Origin of the sequence: Neobacillus drentensis (genome assembly GCF_036965425.1) — a bacterium.
Lineage (GTDB): Bacteria > Bacillota > Bacilli > Bacillales > Cytobacillaceae > Neobacillus > Neobacillus drentensis_F.
In genome coordinates this window covers 42709-59782 of the sequence record NZ_JBALPP010000048.1, presented here as the reverse complement: position 1 = coordinate 59782, position 17074 = coordinate 42709, and the positions used below count along the sequence as shown (strand labels likewise).

Sequence of the window (17074 nt, the reverse complement as noted above, 5' to 3'; positions counted from 1 at the left end):
CCTTTTTAATCCTCTTTAAAAATTCGAAAAAGGCAAGCAAAAAGCCTGCCTTTATATTTAAAAAATATATTATTTTACTGCCGTTTCTGTTAGTTGTGTTTTTAATGCACGTCTTAATATTTTCCCGGTTGTATTCTTTGGAAGCTCATTTAAAAATTCAATAGATGATGGAACTTTATATTTAGCCAGGTGTTCTTTACAATACTCAAGTAAGCGTTCAGGTGTAAGCTCAGGATTTTTACTAACAACAAAAGCTTTTACGGATTCTCCTTGATTAGGGTCAGGAACACCAAGAACCGCTGCTTCTACAACATCCTCGTGATTATAGATGACTTCCTCTACCTCACGCGGATAAACATTATATCCGCCAACAATAATTAAATCTTTTTTTCGATCGACAATATAAAAATAGCCATCTTCATCCATTCTAGCTATATCACCAGTATAAAGCCATCCATTCTTAATTGTGGCTGCTGTTTCCTCAGGCATTTTATAATAGCCTTTCATTACATTCGGACCACGAACGATTAACTCCCCTGCCTCTCCAAAAGGAACCTCTTCACCCAGCTCGTTCACCACCTTGTTTTCTACATTAACAATAGTAGTTCCAATCGAACCAGGCTTCCGTGGACGATCCAGTGGGTTAAAGCATGTTACCGGGGATGCCTCAGATAAGCCGTATCCTTCAGAAACTAAAACATTAAATTTCTGCTCAAAATTCTTTAAAAGGGCAACCGGCATTGATGCACCGCCAGAAATGCATAAACGCAATGTTTTTAAATCTTCTGGACTCCCCTCTGGAAATTGATAAAGGAAATTATACATAGTTGGGACGCCTGCAAAAACAGTAGCTTGATATTCTTTTGCAAGACTAAAAATTTCCTTAGGGCTGAACCTTGGGGCAATCAATAGTGTCGCACCGTTCAATAATGGTGCATTCAAGGCTACTGTTAAGCAAAAAACATGGAACATTGGCAGAGTTGTGATAACCCGGTCATCGTTGTTCATTTTTAAATATTCCCCAACATCATTAGCATTGCTATATAAATTCTTATGGGTCAGCATGGCTCCCTTGGGTTTCCCTGTTGTTCCTGAAGTATAGAGAATGATGGCTGTATCATCGTCATTTAGCTCAGGCCCTTTAAAGCTTAAATCACCGAGTGCCACTACATCTGTAAACGATTTCAATTTTGAAATCACTGATAGATTTTCCAATTCTGACTGTACCATACCAATTGGATTCGTCTCACAAAATACGTAATGTTCAACTTTTGGCAGCAAAGTATGCACTTTTTCTGCCAAAGGAATCGCTAAGTCAAGGGCTACAACTGCTTTAACATCGCCATTATTTAAAATATAGCCAATTTCCTCCGCTGTATAGATTGGATTAACGGGAATAACCGTTGCTCCTAGTCTTAATGCCCCGTATAAGCTGATGACAAAATGCGGAGAATTTCCCAACAATAAAGCAATATGATCCCCTTGCTTGATTCCCAATTTCTCTAACCCTGATGCAAACTTTGTAATCGCACCATCCAATTCGGCATAGGTACTGGACTGTCCCATAAAATAATAGGCTGGTTTATTCGCATAGTCCTTAGCTGTTTGATAAAGCTGTGATGATAGATTCATAACTCTCCTCCTTTTATGAATGAATATTCATTCATTTAATCATATAAATTTTCTAAATATATTATATTTAAAGTATTTTATGTATTCAAGTATAACATGCAAAAAATGAAAAAACGCGATGCTAAAAACATCGCGTTTCAATCTTAATAAATCAAATTGATAAATTCATCTTTTGAAATTTTGCCAAAATAGTAGGTCGTATCGATCCCTATGAGAGCCTTATCTATTTCACTTTTATCATATCTAACACCTTTTAACATGTTTTCAAGATCACTAACATCGCCTACACCAAAAAAGTCACCATAGATTTTACAATTCTCAATCGTTCCTTTATTAACTTCCAAACGGACATCGATAGAACCTACAGGAAAGCGGTGTGAATGCTTCAGATTGAATTTTGGCGATTTACCGAAGTTCCACTCCCAATTTTGGTAGCGTTCCTTTGAAAGCTGATGAATTTTCTCCCAATCCTCTTCGGTAAGCACATATTCGGAAATTTTTTCGGCTCCTTCAAAAATATATTTTAGAATCAAGGAGCGAAATTCCTCAATCGTAATTTTTTCCGTTAGATATTCAGATATATTGGCTACCCGGCTGCGGACAGATTTAATTCCCTTTGATTCAATCTTATCTTTCTTCACCTTTAGAGCAGAGACGACATGGTCCATTTCTGAATCAAATAATAGTGTTCCATGACTGAACATCCTGCCCTTTGTTGAAAATTGAGCATTTCCAGAAATCTTTCTGCCTTCGACTTCAATATCATTTCTTCCGCTAAGCTCCGCATTTACCCCTAATTTTTGCAGTGCCTTAATAACGGGCTCGGTAAATTTACGGAAGTTATGGAAGCTTTCCCCATCATCCTTCGTTATAAAACTAAAATTCAAGTTCCCTAGATCATGGTACACTGCGCCGCCGCCTGATAAACGTCGTACAACATGAATACCATTACCTTCAACATACTCGGTATTAATTTCTTCAATGGTGTTTTGATTCTTTCCAATAATGATGGAAGGTTCATTTATGTAAAATAGCAGGTATGTCTCATTGATATCAAGATTTTTCAGTGCATACTCTTCAATTGCAAGATTAATCCGTGGATCTGTGATACCTTTATTATTGATAAATAACATACAAGTAAGGGCCCCCTTATAGTGAAATAGTTTGGAATTCCTCTGCAAGTTTAATTATACCAGCAAATTCACCCGATGCTTCGCTAAGTAAATCAGATAAATTTCCATAATGCGGGAGGTGTGTAAGTATTAATTGTTTAACACCCGAATCGGTCGCGAGTCTGCCAGCCTCAAGACTATTCATATGGCCGGCTGACTTTCCATTTTGATGGCCATAAAAATTACACTCACACAATAAAACATCGGCACCTTGGCTAAACTCAATACATTCTTCTTTAAAAGCACCATCAGCTGAATAAATAATAACCTTGCCGCCTGCCTCGATTCTCATCGCATAGCATGGAACCGGATGTTCGGTCTTTAAAAAGGAGATTTGGAAGGGTCCAACAGTAAGACTTTCAGCTGGATCATATGGGATTCCTTTTGTTATGTTTTTATAGGTAAGCTTGGCAAATTCATATTGATCATAATGGTGTCCGTATATCGGCAGGGTAGGAAAATCTTTTCCCAAGAAACCTTGAATTAATCTAGCATGCTGCAGAACACCAATATCCGCTATATGGTCAGGATGGTAGTGAGAAATGATGACCGCATTAAGGTCTTCAGGCTCTATGACATTTTGCAATTTTGCAAGGACGCCGCTTCCACAATCGATTAATAAATGAAAACCTTCGTGTTCAAGTAAATATCCAGAGCTTGCACCATTCTTCTTCGGGTAACCGCCCCAATATCCAATTATTGTTAGTTTCATTACGAACTCCTCCATCAAATTAAACTAATTAACTATACTATACACCATCCTTTCACAAACAAAAAAAGCCGGATCATTGATTCGGCTGGTCTTAAATGAAAAAAGAAAGCTGTTATCAGTGAACAGCTTCCTTAGATATTCCCGTCCCTTTTAAATAATCCAAAACGGATTTTACTGCTGCTTCTCCTTGGTCAATGCAATCAGGAACTCCTACACCCCCATAGGATGCACCTGCCAAAAACACTCCTGGAAGCTCTTCTTTTACATAAGCAAGAATGGTTTCAAGACGCTGTTTATGGCCGACCGTGTATTGCGGCATCGAATCTTTCCAACGAGAAACAATTGCGAAGTCCGGCTTCATCGTTATTTTCATCGTCTTATTTAAATCGTCAAGAACGATCTTTGTAATTTGGTCATCCGAAAGGTCAACAATTGTTTCGTCCCCTGCTCTTCCAACATAACAGCGGAGCAGTACTTTTCCTTTTGGAGTGGAATGGGCCCATTTTTTATGAGTCCATGTGCAGGCTGTTATAGAATAATCACCATTTCTAGAAACAACAAACCCTGTTCCATCGATATCTTGTTTAACAGCCTCTTCCGGAAAGGCCAAAGCAACAGTTGCAACCGATGTAGACGGCACAGATTTAAAAGGTTCAAAAAAGTGATATTGTGAAAACATCATTTGCGTCACTTGGTGAGGTGTCGCTGCAATTATACTATCTGCATAAATGGTTTCCCCATTATTTAAATAAATTTCATATTGATTGTCAGTTTTCATGATTTTATCCACACGATGCCCTTTTAAAATTGATGCAGGGTCTAATTTCGCTTCAATCGCTTCGGCAAACGATTGGAGACCGCTGACAAAAGTTAGAAATGCCCCTTTTGGTTTTTCGGTACTTACAGGTTTTTTTTGTTGAGCAGGAGTTGATTTTTTCATCCCTAGGATCAAGCTACGGTATTTTTGCTCTACTTCATAAAATTGTGGAAAAGTTGACATTAAGCTTAATTGATCAATATCGCCGGCATATATCCCCGATAATAATGGCTCAATTAAATTCTCTACCACCTCATCGCCGAGCCTTCTTCTAAAAAACTCTCCTAAAGATTGGTCTTTCCCGCTTTCCGACCGTGGTAGAACAAAATCAGCCGCAGCTCTTAATTTGCCGGGAAGCGAAAATAGACCCGACGTGATAAAAGGTCCAATTTCTGTTGGGATTCCCATAATCGAACCTCCCGGCATGGAATGAAGCCTTTCGTTTACTAAAACATAGGATTTTCCTGTGGAATTATGGACTAATTGATCATCCATCCCCACTTCTTTTGCCAGCCTTATCATACTTGTCTTTCTTGCTAAAAAGGAATCTGGGCCTCTTTCAATCGTAAATCCATCCCTGACAACCGTTTGCAACTTGCCTCCGAGACGGTGGGATGCTTCAACTAATTTAATTTCGATAGGAAGTGAAAGCTCCTTAGCTGCTTTTTGAAGGTAAAATGCTGACGTAAGCCCCGCTATTCCTCCCCCGATAATGACAACCTTTTGTTTTTCTTCCGCCACGGACGTCACCTTCTTCCATTGTATTTCCTATCCTACCGCTCCAATTCTTTAAGGACGACGCTGGAAACAGCATCAATAAACTCTTCTTTAGAATTTGGCATTTCAGCACGATAGTAGCTGACTCCTAATTCGTCAGTAACTGCTTTGCATTCGATATCGTTATCGTAAAGGACCTCAAGGTGATCACAGACAAACCCGACAGGAGCAAATACGAATGCTTTATATTGATGTTCATTAAATAATTCCCTGGTTAAATCCTGGACATCAGGCCCCAGCCACGGTTCCGGTGTATTTCCGGCACTTTGCCAGCCAATCATATAATTTTTAACACCTGCACGTTTCGCAATTAAATCCGCTGTTTCTTGCAGTTGTTTTGGGTATGGGTCACCAAATTGTAAAATTTTCTCTGGCAGACTGTGCGCAGAAACGATTAGCATTGCTTCGTCTTTTTCTTCCTCGGGCATGGATTCAAATACTTGTGTTATCTTATCTGTCCAATAATCGATAAATTTCGGTTCCTGATACCAGCTCTCTATGGTTTTAATTTTAAGATTCCCCAATTTTGCTGCTTCTTCAACAGCACGTCCATTGTAGGATTGTACACTGAAGGTTGAAAAATGCGGGGCAAGGACAATACTAACCGCCTCTTCAATTCCATCTTCATGCATTTGTTTAACAGCATCCTCAATAAATGGAGAGATATGCTTCAATCCCAGATACATTTTAAACTCGATTTCATCCTGGATTCTATTCAAATGCGCTTCAAGCTTCTCCGCTTGTTCTAGAGTTATTTTTGCTAATGGAGAGATGCCTCCAATTGCTTCATACCGATTGCGAAGGTCTTCAAGCATTGCATCAGTTGGTTTCCGGCCATGTCGAATATGGGTATAATATCTCTCTAAATCATCTAATTTATATGGGGTACCGTATGCCATTACGAGCAGTCCCATTTTCTTTTTAGTCATGTTCGCACCTCATTTTTAAGTCTTTTCACTTTCTCCGGTGATGGAGGTATCACTTTATTGTGCCAAAAAATTGGACGACTTACCAATTTTAACACTTAACCGTGAGTCCTATCGACTTAATTTTGATGCTGAATACTCATGGATAAATGAAGTTAATTTTTTCAATGTTTCCGGGTTGACAGAAGGGAATACTCCATGACCTAAATTAAAGATGTATCCATCCTGATCCATGCCTTGGTCTAAGATCGCTTTAGCTCTTTCCTCAATGACTTCCCATGGAGCAAGCAAAATCGCAGGGTCAAGATTTCCTTGTACGGTTTTATGGATACCCAACTCTCTAGCCTGTTTGATCGGCAAGCGCCAATCTAAACCAACAACATCGAGCGGAAGATCATTCCATTCTAATGCCAGATGACTTGCCCCGACACCAAACATGATCAATGGGACATTTTCTTCTTTTAATGAAGTAAAGATTCTATTCATTACTGGTTTAATGAAGTAACGATAATCCTCTACATTCAGGGCACCTACCCAAGAATCGAATATTTGGATCGCTTTTGCCCCCGCTTTTATTTGAGACTTCACATATGTAATGGTCATATCACCTAGCTTATCCATTAACGCGAACCAAGCTTTTGGCTCCGTATACATAAAAGCTTTTGTTTTGTTATAGTTCTTCGATGGGCCGCCTTCAATCATATAACTGGCTAGGGTGAATGGCGCACCGGAAAAACCAATTAATGGCACGGATAATTGTTCAGTTGTCAGTAATTTGATGGTTTCGAGCACATAGGGAACGTCTTCCTCAGGATTTATTTCGCCTAGTTTCTCTACATCGGCTAAAGAACGGATTGGATTGTCAATCACTGGTCCAATTCCACCCTTTATTTCTACCTGCATTCCGATCGCCGGAAGGGGCGTCATGATATCTTTATATAGAATTGCTGCGTCGACGTTATATTGCTCAACCGGCAAACGCGTTACATACGCACATAGCTCTGGCTTATGCGTTATTTCAAATAGCGAATACTTTTCTTTAATTTCTCGATATTCTGGCTGGGACCTCCCTGCCTGCCGCATATACCATACTGGAACGTAGTCGGTTTTCTCCCCTCTTGCAGCTTTTAAAAATGTTTCATTAATCGGTCTGGTCATAAAAAAAAGTCCACCTTTCAAAGACATGTCTGTTTTCCATTTTAATATATATTGGAGGATTTTAAAAACTTTCTAATATATAGACTGTCTTCACTATATCTATTAATCCTATTTCTGTATAGATAACGTGCATATCTGTCAAAAAAAATTCGTTTTTTACGTTTGGTTCTGTTAAACTTGATTGTTGATTTGCGCTCCAGGCGCTTCGCTTTCCGCGGGCGTGCCGGGGAGCCTCCTCGGCGCTTTGGCGCCTGCGGGGTCTCCCCTGCCCCGTACTCCCGCAGGAGTCTTCGCGCCTTCCACTCCAATCAACAGTGTTAATAATCAACATGGTCCTTTAACACAGCTTTCGGTTTAAAGTATTGTTTAAATATAAGAAAGAATTTTTTTAATCCCTTTCACCACTTTGGGTGTTTTTCATATTCTGTATTACATCCAACAGGGCTAGAGCCCAGTGGATAAAAGAAGGGGGGTAATTATATGATTGTTGAGCTTACCGCTCTCCATTGGATTTATGTTGTCTTTATTGCACTAATTATCGGTTTCATGGTAATGAGAAGGGATACAACCATTGTTTGTATTGCTGGGATATTCTTAATCGCCATTACTGCAACTGGCAGCTTAAGTCATTCCATTAGCAGTATTTTCAACAGTTTTAGTTATGCCATTACAGAATTATTGTCTACTATTCTCGTTATTTCCATTATTGTTGCCATGAGTAACACCTTAACCTCAACAGGGATTAATGCTGTCATGATTTCACCTTTTAGAAAGTTAATTCGCAACCCTACGCTTGCTTTTTGGACCATTGGTATTCTGATGATGGTCATATCCTGGTTCTTCTGGCCCTCCCCTGCAGTCGCCCTCATCGGAGCTGTTCTTCTGCCAGTCGCTTATGAAGCTGGTTTGCCTGCACTGGGCACTGCCATGGCAATGAACTTGTTCGGTCATGGGATTGCTTTATCTGGGGATTTCGTTATTCAGGCTGCTCCAAAGCTAACTTCTGATGCAGCAGGTATTCCAATACAAGATGTTATTAATGCCAGCGTTCCTTTAGTATTCACAATGGGGATTGTTACAACCGTTGCGGCATACTTCTTTTTAAGGAGAGATATGAAGCGGGGCGTCCTAAAAATAACAGACTCTGTCATACAAGACACTCATGTAGAAGAAATCAATCAACCAGAACTTTTATCAGTTGCCCAAAAACGATTCTTCGCTATTTTAGTACCTTTATTATTTGCTGCTGATGTGGCCGCTATGACTATGTTAGATTTAACTGGCGGCGATGCAACCGCATTAATTGGCGGAACCTCCATCCTCATTTTATTGTTAATCACATTAACGAGCCATAAAAATAAGGGGCTTGAAAAAACTACTCAATATTTAATAGAAGGATTCACATTTGGGTTTAAAGTGTTCGGTCCGGTTATTCCAATTGCCGCTTTCTTCTATTTAGGCGATGCCGGTTTTGGAAAAATTATCGGTGATTTCTTACCGAAAGCTTCACAAGGAATCGTCAACGATTTAGGTGTTGCTCTTGCCAATGTTGTGCCATTAAGTAAAGAAGTAGGAGCGGTTACATTAACTGCAGTTGGGGCAATTACTGGATTAGATGGTTCAGGATTCTCTGGGATTTCTCTAGCTGGTTCAGTTGCTGCCCTATTTGGCGCAGCCATCGGCAAAGGTATTGCTACCTTGACGGCACTTGGACAAATAGCAGCGATTTGGGTTGGCGGCGGAGTACTCGTACCTTGGGCTCTAATCCCAGCGGCCGCCATTTGTAAAGTAGATCCATTCGACTTAGCCAGACGAAACCTTGTCCCAGTATGCATTGGTCTTGTTGTCACAACGATAGTTGCTATGTTTTTAATATAACCAAAATAACTAGAGGCAGAAATTTATTCTGCCTCTAGTTATTTTACCCGCTTTTTAAAATATTTATAGATTAATAGTGAGAAAAACACCCATATGTACCCTAAAGCATATCCACCTAATACATCAGAAGGATAATGAACCTGCAGAATGATTCTGCTCGCCCCTATTAAAAGAGGTAAAATGGCGGCAGCACAGATTATAATGATCTTCACAGTTTTTGATTTGGCTGCTTCTATTAAAAGATAAGCAATTAAAAAATAAACAATCATCCCCACCATTGCGTGTCCGCTTGGATAGCTATAACTTTTTACTTGGACAAGATGCTCCAGGTCAGGTCTTGGCCGGTCAAAAAGGTTTTTTAGAAGCTTACTAGCTTCATTTCCTAATGCTACTGACAAGGCAAAAACAGCAGCGCCCAAATAGTTTCTTCTCCTCAGGAATAACCAGGCAAGAGTTAGTAAGGCAACACCCCCAATCCCTTTTTTATCGCCCATTTCTGTTATCTGAACAAAAAAGGGAATGACTGAATCAGGGACATGGGCTGCCCATCCTGCCACGGTGTCATCAATAAAAAATAGACTATTTAATGCAACTTTAATGGAGATGTATAACGTGATTAACACAGCGAGGATGATAAATGTATAAGAATAATTCCATTTATTTTTAAGATCCATTTCGCAAAACCCTTTCTTACTAGTTAAATTACTTTTAAAAGTATAATGAAAGAATACATAAAAATCTACATTTCAAGCTAAAAATGTTAAAATAGTTTGAAAATACATTCTTAATAATCAAATGTTTTTGGGGGGGTTCCATATGTTAAATACACTCTTTGCTAAATTAGAAAACTATTATGATGAAATGGTCTCGATTCGAAGGCACATGCACCAGCATCCAGAACTTTCCTTTGAAGAATATGAAACAGCAAAATTTATTAAATCCTATTATGAAAATTTAAATATTGAAGTCGAAGGGAATATTGGTGGAAATGGTGTGGTGGCACGGATTTATGGGAAAAGGCCTGGTAAAACTGTTGCACTTAGAGCTGACTTCGACGCCCTGCCAATTCAGGACGAAAAGGATGTCCCCTACAAGTCATTAGTACCTGGAGTGATGCACGCTTGTGGACATGACGGTCACACCGCCACTCTCCTAGTACTAGCGAAAGCCTTAAATGAATTAAAAGATGAACTTGTAGGAAACTACGTCTTTATTCACCAGCATGCCGAAGAATATGCACCGGGCGGGGCGAAATCGATGATTGAGGCTGGATGTCTAAAGGGAGTAGATGTCATTTTCGGAACACATCTATGGGCAAGCGAACCGACAGGGAAGATACAGTATCGAATTGGACCGATTATGGCAGCGGCTGACAGGTTTGAAATTGATATTCAAGGAAAGGGTGGACATGGAGCCCAGCCTCATAAAACGAAGGATGCTATCGTTACTGCCTCACAGCTGGTATTAAATTTACAACAAATCGTTAGCCGCAAGGTTAATCCGGTTGAATCCGCTGTTGTAACAGTTGGCTCTTTTACGGCTCAAAATGCTTTTAATGTCATTGCAGATAAAGCAAAACTGATTGGTACCGTCCGCACGTTTAATGAAGATATCCGCCAGTTCATCGAGGATGAAATGAAACGAATTACACATGGTACATGTTATTTGTCGGAATGCGGTTATGAATATCATTATTTCAGAGGATATCCTGCGGTCTTAAATCATGCGAATGAAACAGAATTTTTAATTTCATGTGCTGAAGATGTACCTGAGGTTGTAACTATTGAAGAAACCGAGCCTCAAATGGGCGGCGAGGATTTCGCTTATTATTTACAGGAAATTCCGGGGACATTCTTTTATACAGGAGCAAAACCAGTGCAGGATGATGCCGGTTACCCGCATCACCATCCTAAGTTTGATATAGATGAAAAAGCAATGCTAATTGCTGCGAAAACCCTCGGAACTGCCGCAATAAAATTTCAGAAATAATTAAAAGAACCCCTGAACAATTTATAGTTCAGGGGCTTTTTGCAAAATCCTTAGCCTGAAGGCATTCATCGCTGTTTCTCCCAAATGCTTTAAGAGATTGTTATTGGCATAGGCACCAACAAAAGCTCCAATCCCCGGGACAAGCTGCAACATTTTAACTAGATCAATATAATCGCGATATTCCTGCTGAAACTGGCGCCAATCCATTTCCACTAGCGCTTGTTTTCGTGTTTCCCAATTTTCAATCTCATATAAAGTATTTTTCCGAATTTCATCACTTGAAAAAGCAAGCTGAAAAACATGAAGAATAAATAATCTTTCATCATAATTCTTGGTATCGAATCCATAAACAGCTGCTGTCTCAAAAAGATATTTCATTTTAATGGTAAGCAGTAATGGAAAATCAGCCAGTCCGAGTAAAATCCCTCCTGCACCTGTACCTGCTCCTTCGATTATAGCAGTCTTTTGAAACGTAGAGATTTTTTTTCGAGCCAAGTCATCTCGTTCGGCTAATGTCATCCCGCGTGCCTGATCCATATTTGTCGTTACCTGCGATCCGAATAATGTTGCTTTGACCATCGCTTTAATACTCTCCGTCATCACCTCATGGACCTTTTCCGGAATGAATTCATTTATTTTTCCTTGAGCTTTTTTGGAGAGACGATTCATCATTCCTGACCGTCTCATTATTTTTCTTTTCCATTCTTCTACTTCTTCATAGACTGTCAATTCATATTCATTCATTTTTATGACCCACCCCTCCATAATAATTTATGCTTATTTACGGTGGAATCTGCCCACTGGTTTCAAATGGAGGATACATCTTTTATACGATTTTTACTATAAAAATTTACAAACATGAAGGTAAACAAAATTCCTCCAAGTAACGTTAGCAATGCAATAACCACTTCACCTTTAATTAAAATGAACAAAGCGAAAATCACAGCCTGTACAATCATAATAGTCCTTAATAATGAATGGAAATCAGCTGATTTGTACATAGGAGCAACTGGATATAAATCAACCCATAGCTTGTTTTGATGATGGTTCCATAATGGAAGAAGCTGAAAACCGGTTAAATATAAAAATAAAACACTTAAAAGAATTTGCCCCAGCCCAAACGATATAAAATAAATGGCTAATGCTCCAATTACTGTAAGGCGGATAAAAAGACCAAGGTAATCAGACGATCGAAGGAACGTTCTTGTAAACAAATAAAGGTATGTTTTGTCTTGCGAAAAGCTTATTCCCTTAATAATGAAATCAAGCCATTTTCTTCTTTTAACCGTATCCTTTAACTTAGGGACATCGGTAAAAAGATTAGCCAGCCGATAAAATGAAGCCATTCTTTTTTCTTCACCATCAATCAATAAATCCCACTTCAGACCCATTCTTTTTGTTCGCATATAAAAGGAGTAATAATAAAAGGCCATGATTAAAACGATAAGGAAAAGAAGCAAAACGTTTGCCTGCTTAAATAATAAATAGGTAAAGACCGCATTCAAAAAATAACGGACAACCCAGTCCCATCTATGCACAGACGATTGAACATAAAAGTGGATTTTCCAGCTTGAAGCAAGATTCCATGCCTTTAAAGCTAACAAGACCACGAAAAACAGGAAAAAGCGGTGGAATCCGTCGCTGCTTATATGTGCATACATTGGCATTAATATGGCAAGAGCCATTAATAGAACATATCCTTGAAAAAAAAGGCTGGCTATTCCTGAGCGAAAAAAATATCCTTTTAATTTACTTTCGAGCGGTATTAAAAACACTTTATCCGCTTCCAATAAAAAATTATAAACCGGACTGTAGGTTAAGAATCCTCCCAAAATTATGGCCATGATGATTTCTGCCGGAAATCCAGAAGAAAGTCCCTCAATCCATTTTTGATAATAAAAGGCTGCTGTACCAATAAGAAATAACAAAACAATAACAAGATGCCCATTAAAAATATATCTTAGATACCTGCCTAAATCTTTTACACGAGCCCCTGCCCGATCCTTCCAAAGTCTTTTTTCATCAAACATATTTTTCTTCCTTCGTTAATTGGATATATAAATCATCTAATGAAGCGGCAGGCATCGAAAATTGTTCCCTTAATTCCGCTAATGTTCCCTTTGCTCTAATTTTTCCTTCATGGAGGATTACAAAACGGTCACAATATTTTTCAGCAGTTGCCAAAATGTGGGTTGACATTAAAATACCTGCACCGCTTTCCTTCATTTTTTTCATTAAATCAAGCAAGGATTGAATTCCGAGGGGGTCTAGCCCAACAAAAGGTTCATCAACAATATAAAGAGCTGGCTGCACTAAAAAGGCACACATGATCATTACTTTTTGTTTCATGCCTTTTGAAAAGTGGGCTGGAAACCAGTTTAAACGTTTTTCCATTCGAAATTCAGATAACAAAGGGGCAACTCTTGATTTGTACGTCGATTCATCCAGTCCATAGGCCATAGCTGTTAATTTTAAATGCTCGTCCAATGTAAGCTCCTCATATAAAACAGGAGTTTCGGGAACGAAGGTGAACAAATGACGATATGCCTCTTTATCCTCAGTAAAAGATTTTCCATTAATTTTTATGTACCCCTTGTGCGGTTCCATTAATCCGATGATATGTTTTATGGTCGTACTTTTTCCGGCTCCATTTAGTCCTATGAGACCAACCATTTCTTTTTCTTTTACTTCAAAAGAAACATCCTTTAATACCGGGTTTCTTGTGTATCCCCCGATAAGATTTTCAATTGTTAATAAAGACATTTTTTAACGTCCTTCCATAGCATGATTAAGGTTTATTTTATCAAAATGAGTTCAATAAAAATAGGAATTCAATTTTTCAATATTTTTTTGTATATTTCTTTCATATCCGGACATCATAATATTCGAAGGGGAAACAACTTACTTCGGTGAAGCAATTCATCAAAATTTGAAATGAGGTGTCTGTTAAAGACATTTTCCATTCAAACAAGTGAGCTTCTCAATCGTATCAGATAAGGGGATGGTTGTTTTGTACAATGTGCATGGTAACCATTTGGAGTTCAAGTAACACCACTGTTTATCTTAAAAAAATAAACGGCAAATGAGGTGTTTACCGCAGATCGCCACCTGTTTTTATAAGTTGGGAAAACATATAAAAACACATATAGGGGATGGTCAGCTTGAACAATGATGTCTCTTTATAAAAACACTCTACGAAAAATGAGGTGTTTATCAAAGAACACTCCTAATTGAACGTCAAATTGAAGCAGGTCCCCTTCGAGAGGGCAGGATTCCATGCGAATCCTGTTCTTTTCTTTTTTATCCTGCTTTAGTATGGTAAAATAAGACAAACGTTTTATGAAAGGCTGTGAAATTAATGAGTGAATGTATTTTTTGTAAAATTGTCAATGGAGATATTCCTGCAGCAAAAGTATTTGAAAACGAACATGTTTTGGCTTTCTTGGATATTAGCCAGGTGACAAAAGGACATACGCTGGTTATTCCGAAAGTACATAAGGAAAATTTATTTGAATTAACACCTGAGATTGCCAGAAATCTTTTTGAGGTTGTCCCTTCTATTGCCAACGCTTTAAAACGTGAATATGAACCAATCGGACTTAACTCGATCAACAATAATGGTGAGCATGCTGGCCAATCTGTGTTTCATTACCATATGCACCTAATTCCGCGCTATGGTAAAGGTGATGGCTTTGGCGCTGTTTGGAAGAACAATCAAAGTGATTATACGCCGCAACAATTGCAGGAAATGGCAGCAAAAATTTCAAAACAGCTTTAATTTTAAAATAATCAGAAAATTATTTCTTTATTAAAATTATATTATTATGTTATAATGAATTTAAGTTTTTCGCTGCAGGCAATGAGTGCACTGCAGGAGAAACAAATAGCTTAGAAGAGCAGAGGAGAGATGAGAAATGAATACAAAAAATCTTGTTGTTTTAGCATTATTAGCGGGGATTGGGGTAGTTTTACACACGGTAATGCCATCATTCTTTGGAATTAAGCCTGACATGATGCTGGCTATGATGTTTTTAGGAATCGTCCTTATTCCAGAATTAAAAAGTGCCATGCTATTAGCTATTGTTACTGGTGTGCTGTCTGCATTAACAACTGGTTTTCCTGGCGGCCAAATTCCAAATATTATCGATAAACCTATTACTGCATTAGTCTTTTTTGGTTTATTTTTGGCCTTAAAAAAATACAGAAATTCTGTTGTGAGTGTTGCTGTCTTAACTGCAGCGGGTACAGCTGTTTCAGGGACTGTCTTTTTAACAGCGGCTTATTTCATTGTCGGCTTACCTAATTCATTCGCACTGCTATTCTCAGCAGGTGTATTACCCGCAATCGCACTAAATGCCATTACTATGTTTATTTTGTATCCAGTGGCTCTTTCAATTGTTAAAAGAACTAAATTATCTACAGCTTCCGTCATTCAAAAATAATGGTCGGGATCCTTTTTAAGAAAAGAACCCAACAGGGTTCTTTTCTTAAATTCAAATATTACCAGATTTTATAAAAAATAAGAAAGCATGGAAGCAACGAGAAGACAGATTCCACACCCTCCAGCTAATGCCGTTATTCTTTTCTTTATAACTTGTTTCGGTGGATAGACACCAGGTCTTTTATATGCTAATAAATATTTAAATGTGCCCAAAAAAAGGATGGCACTAAGGATAAAGAAAAATACAGTTGCACTCTTCATTTTTTGCCCCCTTTAAATACTAAAATTTTCGCATTATTCTTGTAACTATTTATATGATAGATCGTCCATTCCTATGAACAAGGCATATTTTTTGCATAAAAATGAAATTTCAAGATAAAATTTTCATAATTTCTAAAAATTTTGTGAATTTATATCTTTATTAATTTTTATTTTATTGGCATAATGATAATAGAGAAATAATAAAGTAGGTGAAAATGGGGATGACAGAGAAACAATATTCAATGAAGGAAGCTTTCTTTTTTAGTCAACGAATTGCTCAATTAAGTAAAGCACTATGGAAATCGATTGAGAAAGATTGGCAACAATGGATTAAACCGTTTGATTTAAATATTAACGAACATCATATTCTATGGATTGCCCATCATTTAAATGGTGCTTCAATCTCGGATGTGGCAAAGTTCGGTGTGATGCATGTTTCTACAGCTTTTAATTTTTCAAAAAAGTTAGAAGAAAGAGGTTTGCTTCAATTTTCGAAAAAAGAAAATGATAAGCGGAACACCTACATTCAACTAACAGAAAAAGGGGATGACATTTTACTGCAATTAATGGAAACCTATGAGCCGGATAGCAATTCTGCTTTTTCTGGTGCCCTTCCACTAAGAGAGCTGTATGGAAAATTCCCAGATTTTATTGAAACGATGGCAATTGTCCGCAATATTTATGGGGCGGATTTTATGGAGATTTTCGAACGTTCTTTCCATAACATAGAAAGTGAATTTACCGAAGAAAATGGTAAACTTCGTAAGGCTGAGAAGCCCGAACAAGAACTTGCTTAGATGTATTTTTTGAACTCCAGAAATAATGTCTTGAAAAGGCCCTGTTTTATGCAGGCATTAAGTACTTCTTTTATCTCCAGTGATCCAGGTAAAGAAGCAGAAATTTCGTCGAAAAGCGGATGAAAGTATACATACCCTTCCGCTTTTTGTTCTTCCAATTTTATGCTCATTTCATCACATAATTGAAAGAATTTTTTTACTTCCTGTTTAGATATTCCCTTTTCAATAATGAGCTTATAAAATTCTAGCTTTGGATTGTTAAGGAGTTCTAAAAGCAGCTTTTGATGGTATTCAAGCAGGGAAACTTTTTTTAATAGTAATTCGTATTCTGTCATAATCAAGCCCTCATTTCGGAACTTTAATGTTAGCTTAATAACATTATTCACCTTTTTTAAATAAGGGTAAACCCTTTTTTTAAGCCACTGACTGAAATTTTATGCAAATGAATAAAAAGTCTAATATTCTTCAACTCTTTTTGACTATCTTTTTTTCGTAATATTTGATAATGTAGGTA

Annotated in this window: 17 protein-coding genes; 5 read left to right on the top strand and 12 right to left on the bottom strand. The window is 38.0% G+C overall.

Annotated elements, in window-relative coordinates:
- Nucleotides 1-69 precede the first annotated feature (69 nt).
- The 6 genes from V7161_RS13630 to hemE all read right to left on the bottom strand — a co-directional run bounded on the left by V7161_RS13630 (nucleotide 70) and on the right by hemE (nucleotide 7194).
- Nucleotides 70-1632 carry a fatty acid--CoA ligase family protein gene (locus tag V7161_RS13630; protein WP_335445678.1) on the bottom strand — a complete coding sequence of 521 codons (1563 nt, stop codon included), beginning with the start codon at nucleotides 1630-1632 and terminating at the stop codon, nucleotides 70-72.
- A 143-nt stretch (nucleotides 1633-1775) separates the two neighbouring features.
- Nucleotides 1776-2765, bottom strand: coding sequence for a lipoate--protein ligase (locus tag V7161_RS13625; RefSeq protein WP_335445677.1), 990 nt, complete (start codon nucleotides 2763-2765; stop codon nucleotides 1776-1778).
- Nucleotides 2766-2781: 16 nt separating this feature from the next.
- Nucleotides 2782-3516, bottom strand: coding sequence for an MBL fold metallo-hydrolase (locus V7161_RS13620; protein WP_335445676.1), 735 nt, complete (start codon nucleotides 3514-3516; stop codon nucleotides 2782-2784).
- 115 nt (nucleotides 3517-3631) lie between these two features.
- Complete coding sequence (gene hemY, locus V7161_RS13615) at nucleotides 3632-5074, bottom strand: protoporphyrinogen oxidase (RefSeq protein ID WP_335445674.1); 1443 nt, start codon at nucleotides 5072-5074, stop codon at nucleotides 3632-3634.
- Nucleotides 5075-5106: 32 nt separating this feature from the next.
- Nucleotides 5107-6039 carry a ferrochelatase gene (gene hemH, locus V7161_RS13610; protein ID WP_335445672.1) on the bottom strand — a complete coding sequence of 311 codons (933 nt, stop codon included), beginning with the start codon at nucleotides 6037-6039 and terminating at the stop codon, nucleotides 5107-5109.
- Nucleotides 6040-6147: 108 nt separating this feature from the next.
- The gene (gene hemE, locus V7161_RS13605; protein ID WP_335445670.1) at nucleotides 6148-7194 is read right to left on the bottom strand and encodes a uroporphyrinogen decarboxylase; all 1047 of its coding nucleotides are present in this window, start codon (nucleotides 7192-7194) and stop codon (nucleotides 6148-6150) included.
- Nucleotides 7195-7674: 480 nt separating this feature from the next.
- Here hemE and V7161_RS13600 point away from each other — a divergent pair, with 480 nt between their 5' ends.
- The gene (locus V7161_RS13600) at nucleotides 7675-9072 is read left to right on the top strand and encodes a hypothetical protein (RefSeq protein WP_335445669.1); all 1398 of its coding nucleotides are present in this window, start codon (nucleotides 7675-7677) and stop codon (nucleotides 9070-9072) included.
- 38 nt (nucleotides 9073-9110) lie between these two features.
- On the opposite strand, the gene V7161_RS13595 is transcribed toward V7161_RS13600, so the two are convergent.
- The gene (locus V7161_RS13595) at nucleotides 9111-9746 is read right to left on the bottom strand and encodes a phosphatase PAP2 family protein (RefSeq protein ID WP_335445668.1); all 636 of its coding nucleotides are present in this window, start codon (nucleotides 9744-9746) and stop codon (nucleotides 9111-9113) included.
- Nucleotides 9747-9888: 142 nt separating this feature from the next.
- Here V7161_RS13595 and V7161_RS13590 point away from each other — a divergent pair, with 142 nt between their 5' ends.
- A complete protein-coding gene (locus V7161_RS13590) occupies nucleotides 9889-11061 on the top strand; it encodes a M20 family metallopeptidase (RefSeq protein WP_335445666.1) in 1173 nt (390 codons plus the stop codon).
- Nucleotides 11062-11082: 21 nt separating this feature from the next.
- Here the strand turns inward: V7161_RS13590 and V7161_RS13585 are convergent, their stop codons facing one another.
- The 3 genes from V7161_RS13585 to V7161_RS13575 form a co-directional block, all read right to left on the bottom strand.
- Complete coding sequence (locus tag V7161_RS13585) at nucleotides 11083-11805, bottom strand: EcsC family protein (protein WP_335445664.1); 723 nt, start codon at nucleotides 11803-11805, stop codon at nucleotides 11083-11085.
- Between the two features lie 62 nt (nucleotides 11806-11867).
- A complete protein-coding gene (locus tag V7161_RS13580; protein ID WP_335445662.1) occupies nucleotides 11868-13091 on the bottom strand; it encodes an ABC transporter permease in 1224 nt (407 codons plus the stop codon).
- Nucleotides 13084-13824 carry an ABC transporter ATP-binding protein gene (locus V7161_RS13575; protein WP_335445660.1) on the bottom strand — a complete coding sequence of 247 codons (741 nt, stop codon included), beginning with the start codon at nucleotides 13822-13824 and terminating at the stop codon, nucleotides 13084-13086. The genes V7161_RS13580 and V7161_RS13575 overlap by 8 nt, the downstream gene beginning before the upstream one ends.
- 595 nt (nucleotides 13825-14419) lie before the next feature.
- Between V7161_RS13575 and V7161_RS13570 the strand changes: the two genes are divergently transcribed.
- Both V7161_RS13570 and V7161_RS13565 read left to right on the top strand, forming a co-directional pair.
- Nucleotides 14420-14839 carry an HIT family protein gene (locus V7161_RS13570; RefSeq protein ID WP_223592936.1) on the top strand — a complete coding sequence of 140 codons (420 nt, stop codon included), beginning with the start codon at nucleotides 14420-14422 and terminating at the stop codon, nucleotides 14837-14839.
- A 136-nt stretch (nucleotides 14840-14975) separates the two neighbouring features.
- Complete coding sequence (locus tag V7161_RS13565; RefSeq protein ID WP_335445657.1) at nucleotides 14976-15503, top strand: tryptophan transporter; 528 nt, start codon at nucleotides 14976-14978, stop codon at nucleotides 15501-15503.
- A 68-nt stretch (nucleotides 15504-15571) separates the two neighbouring features.
- Here V7161_RS13565 and V7161_RS13560 read toward each other — a convergent pair whose 3' ends face one another.
- Complete coding sequence (locus V7161_RS13560; protein WP_335445656.1) at nucleotides 15572-15763, bottom strand: hypothetical protein; 192 nt, start codon at nucleotides 15761-15763, stop codon at nucleotides 15572-15574.
- Nucleotides 15764-15984: 221 nt separating this feature from the next.
- On the opposite strand from V7161_RS13560, the gene V7161_RS13555 reads away from it, so the two are divergent.
- Nucleotides 15985-16560, top strand: coding sequence for an HTH-type transcriptional regulator Hpr (locus tag V7161_RS13555; protein WP_335445654.1), 576 nt, complete (start codon nucleotides 15985-15987; stop codon nucleotides 16558-16560).
- Here the strand turns inward: V7161_RS13555 and V7161_RS13550 are convergent.
- Complete coding sequence (locus tag V7161_RS13550) at nucleotides 16557-16895, bottom strand: DUF1878 family protein (protein ID WP_335445652.1); 339 nt, start codon at nucleotides 16893-16895, stop codon at nucleotides 16557-16559. The two genes, V7161_RS13555 and V7161_RS13550, sit on opposite strands and share 4 nt — an antisense overlap.
- Nucleotides 16896-17074 lie beyond the last annotated feature (179 nt).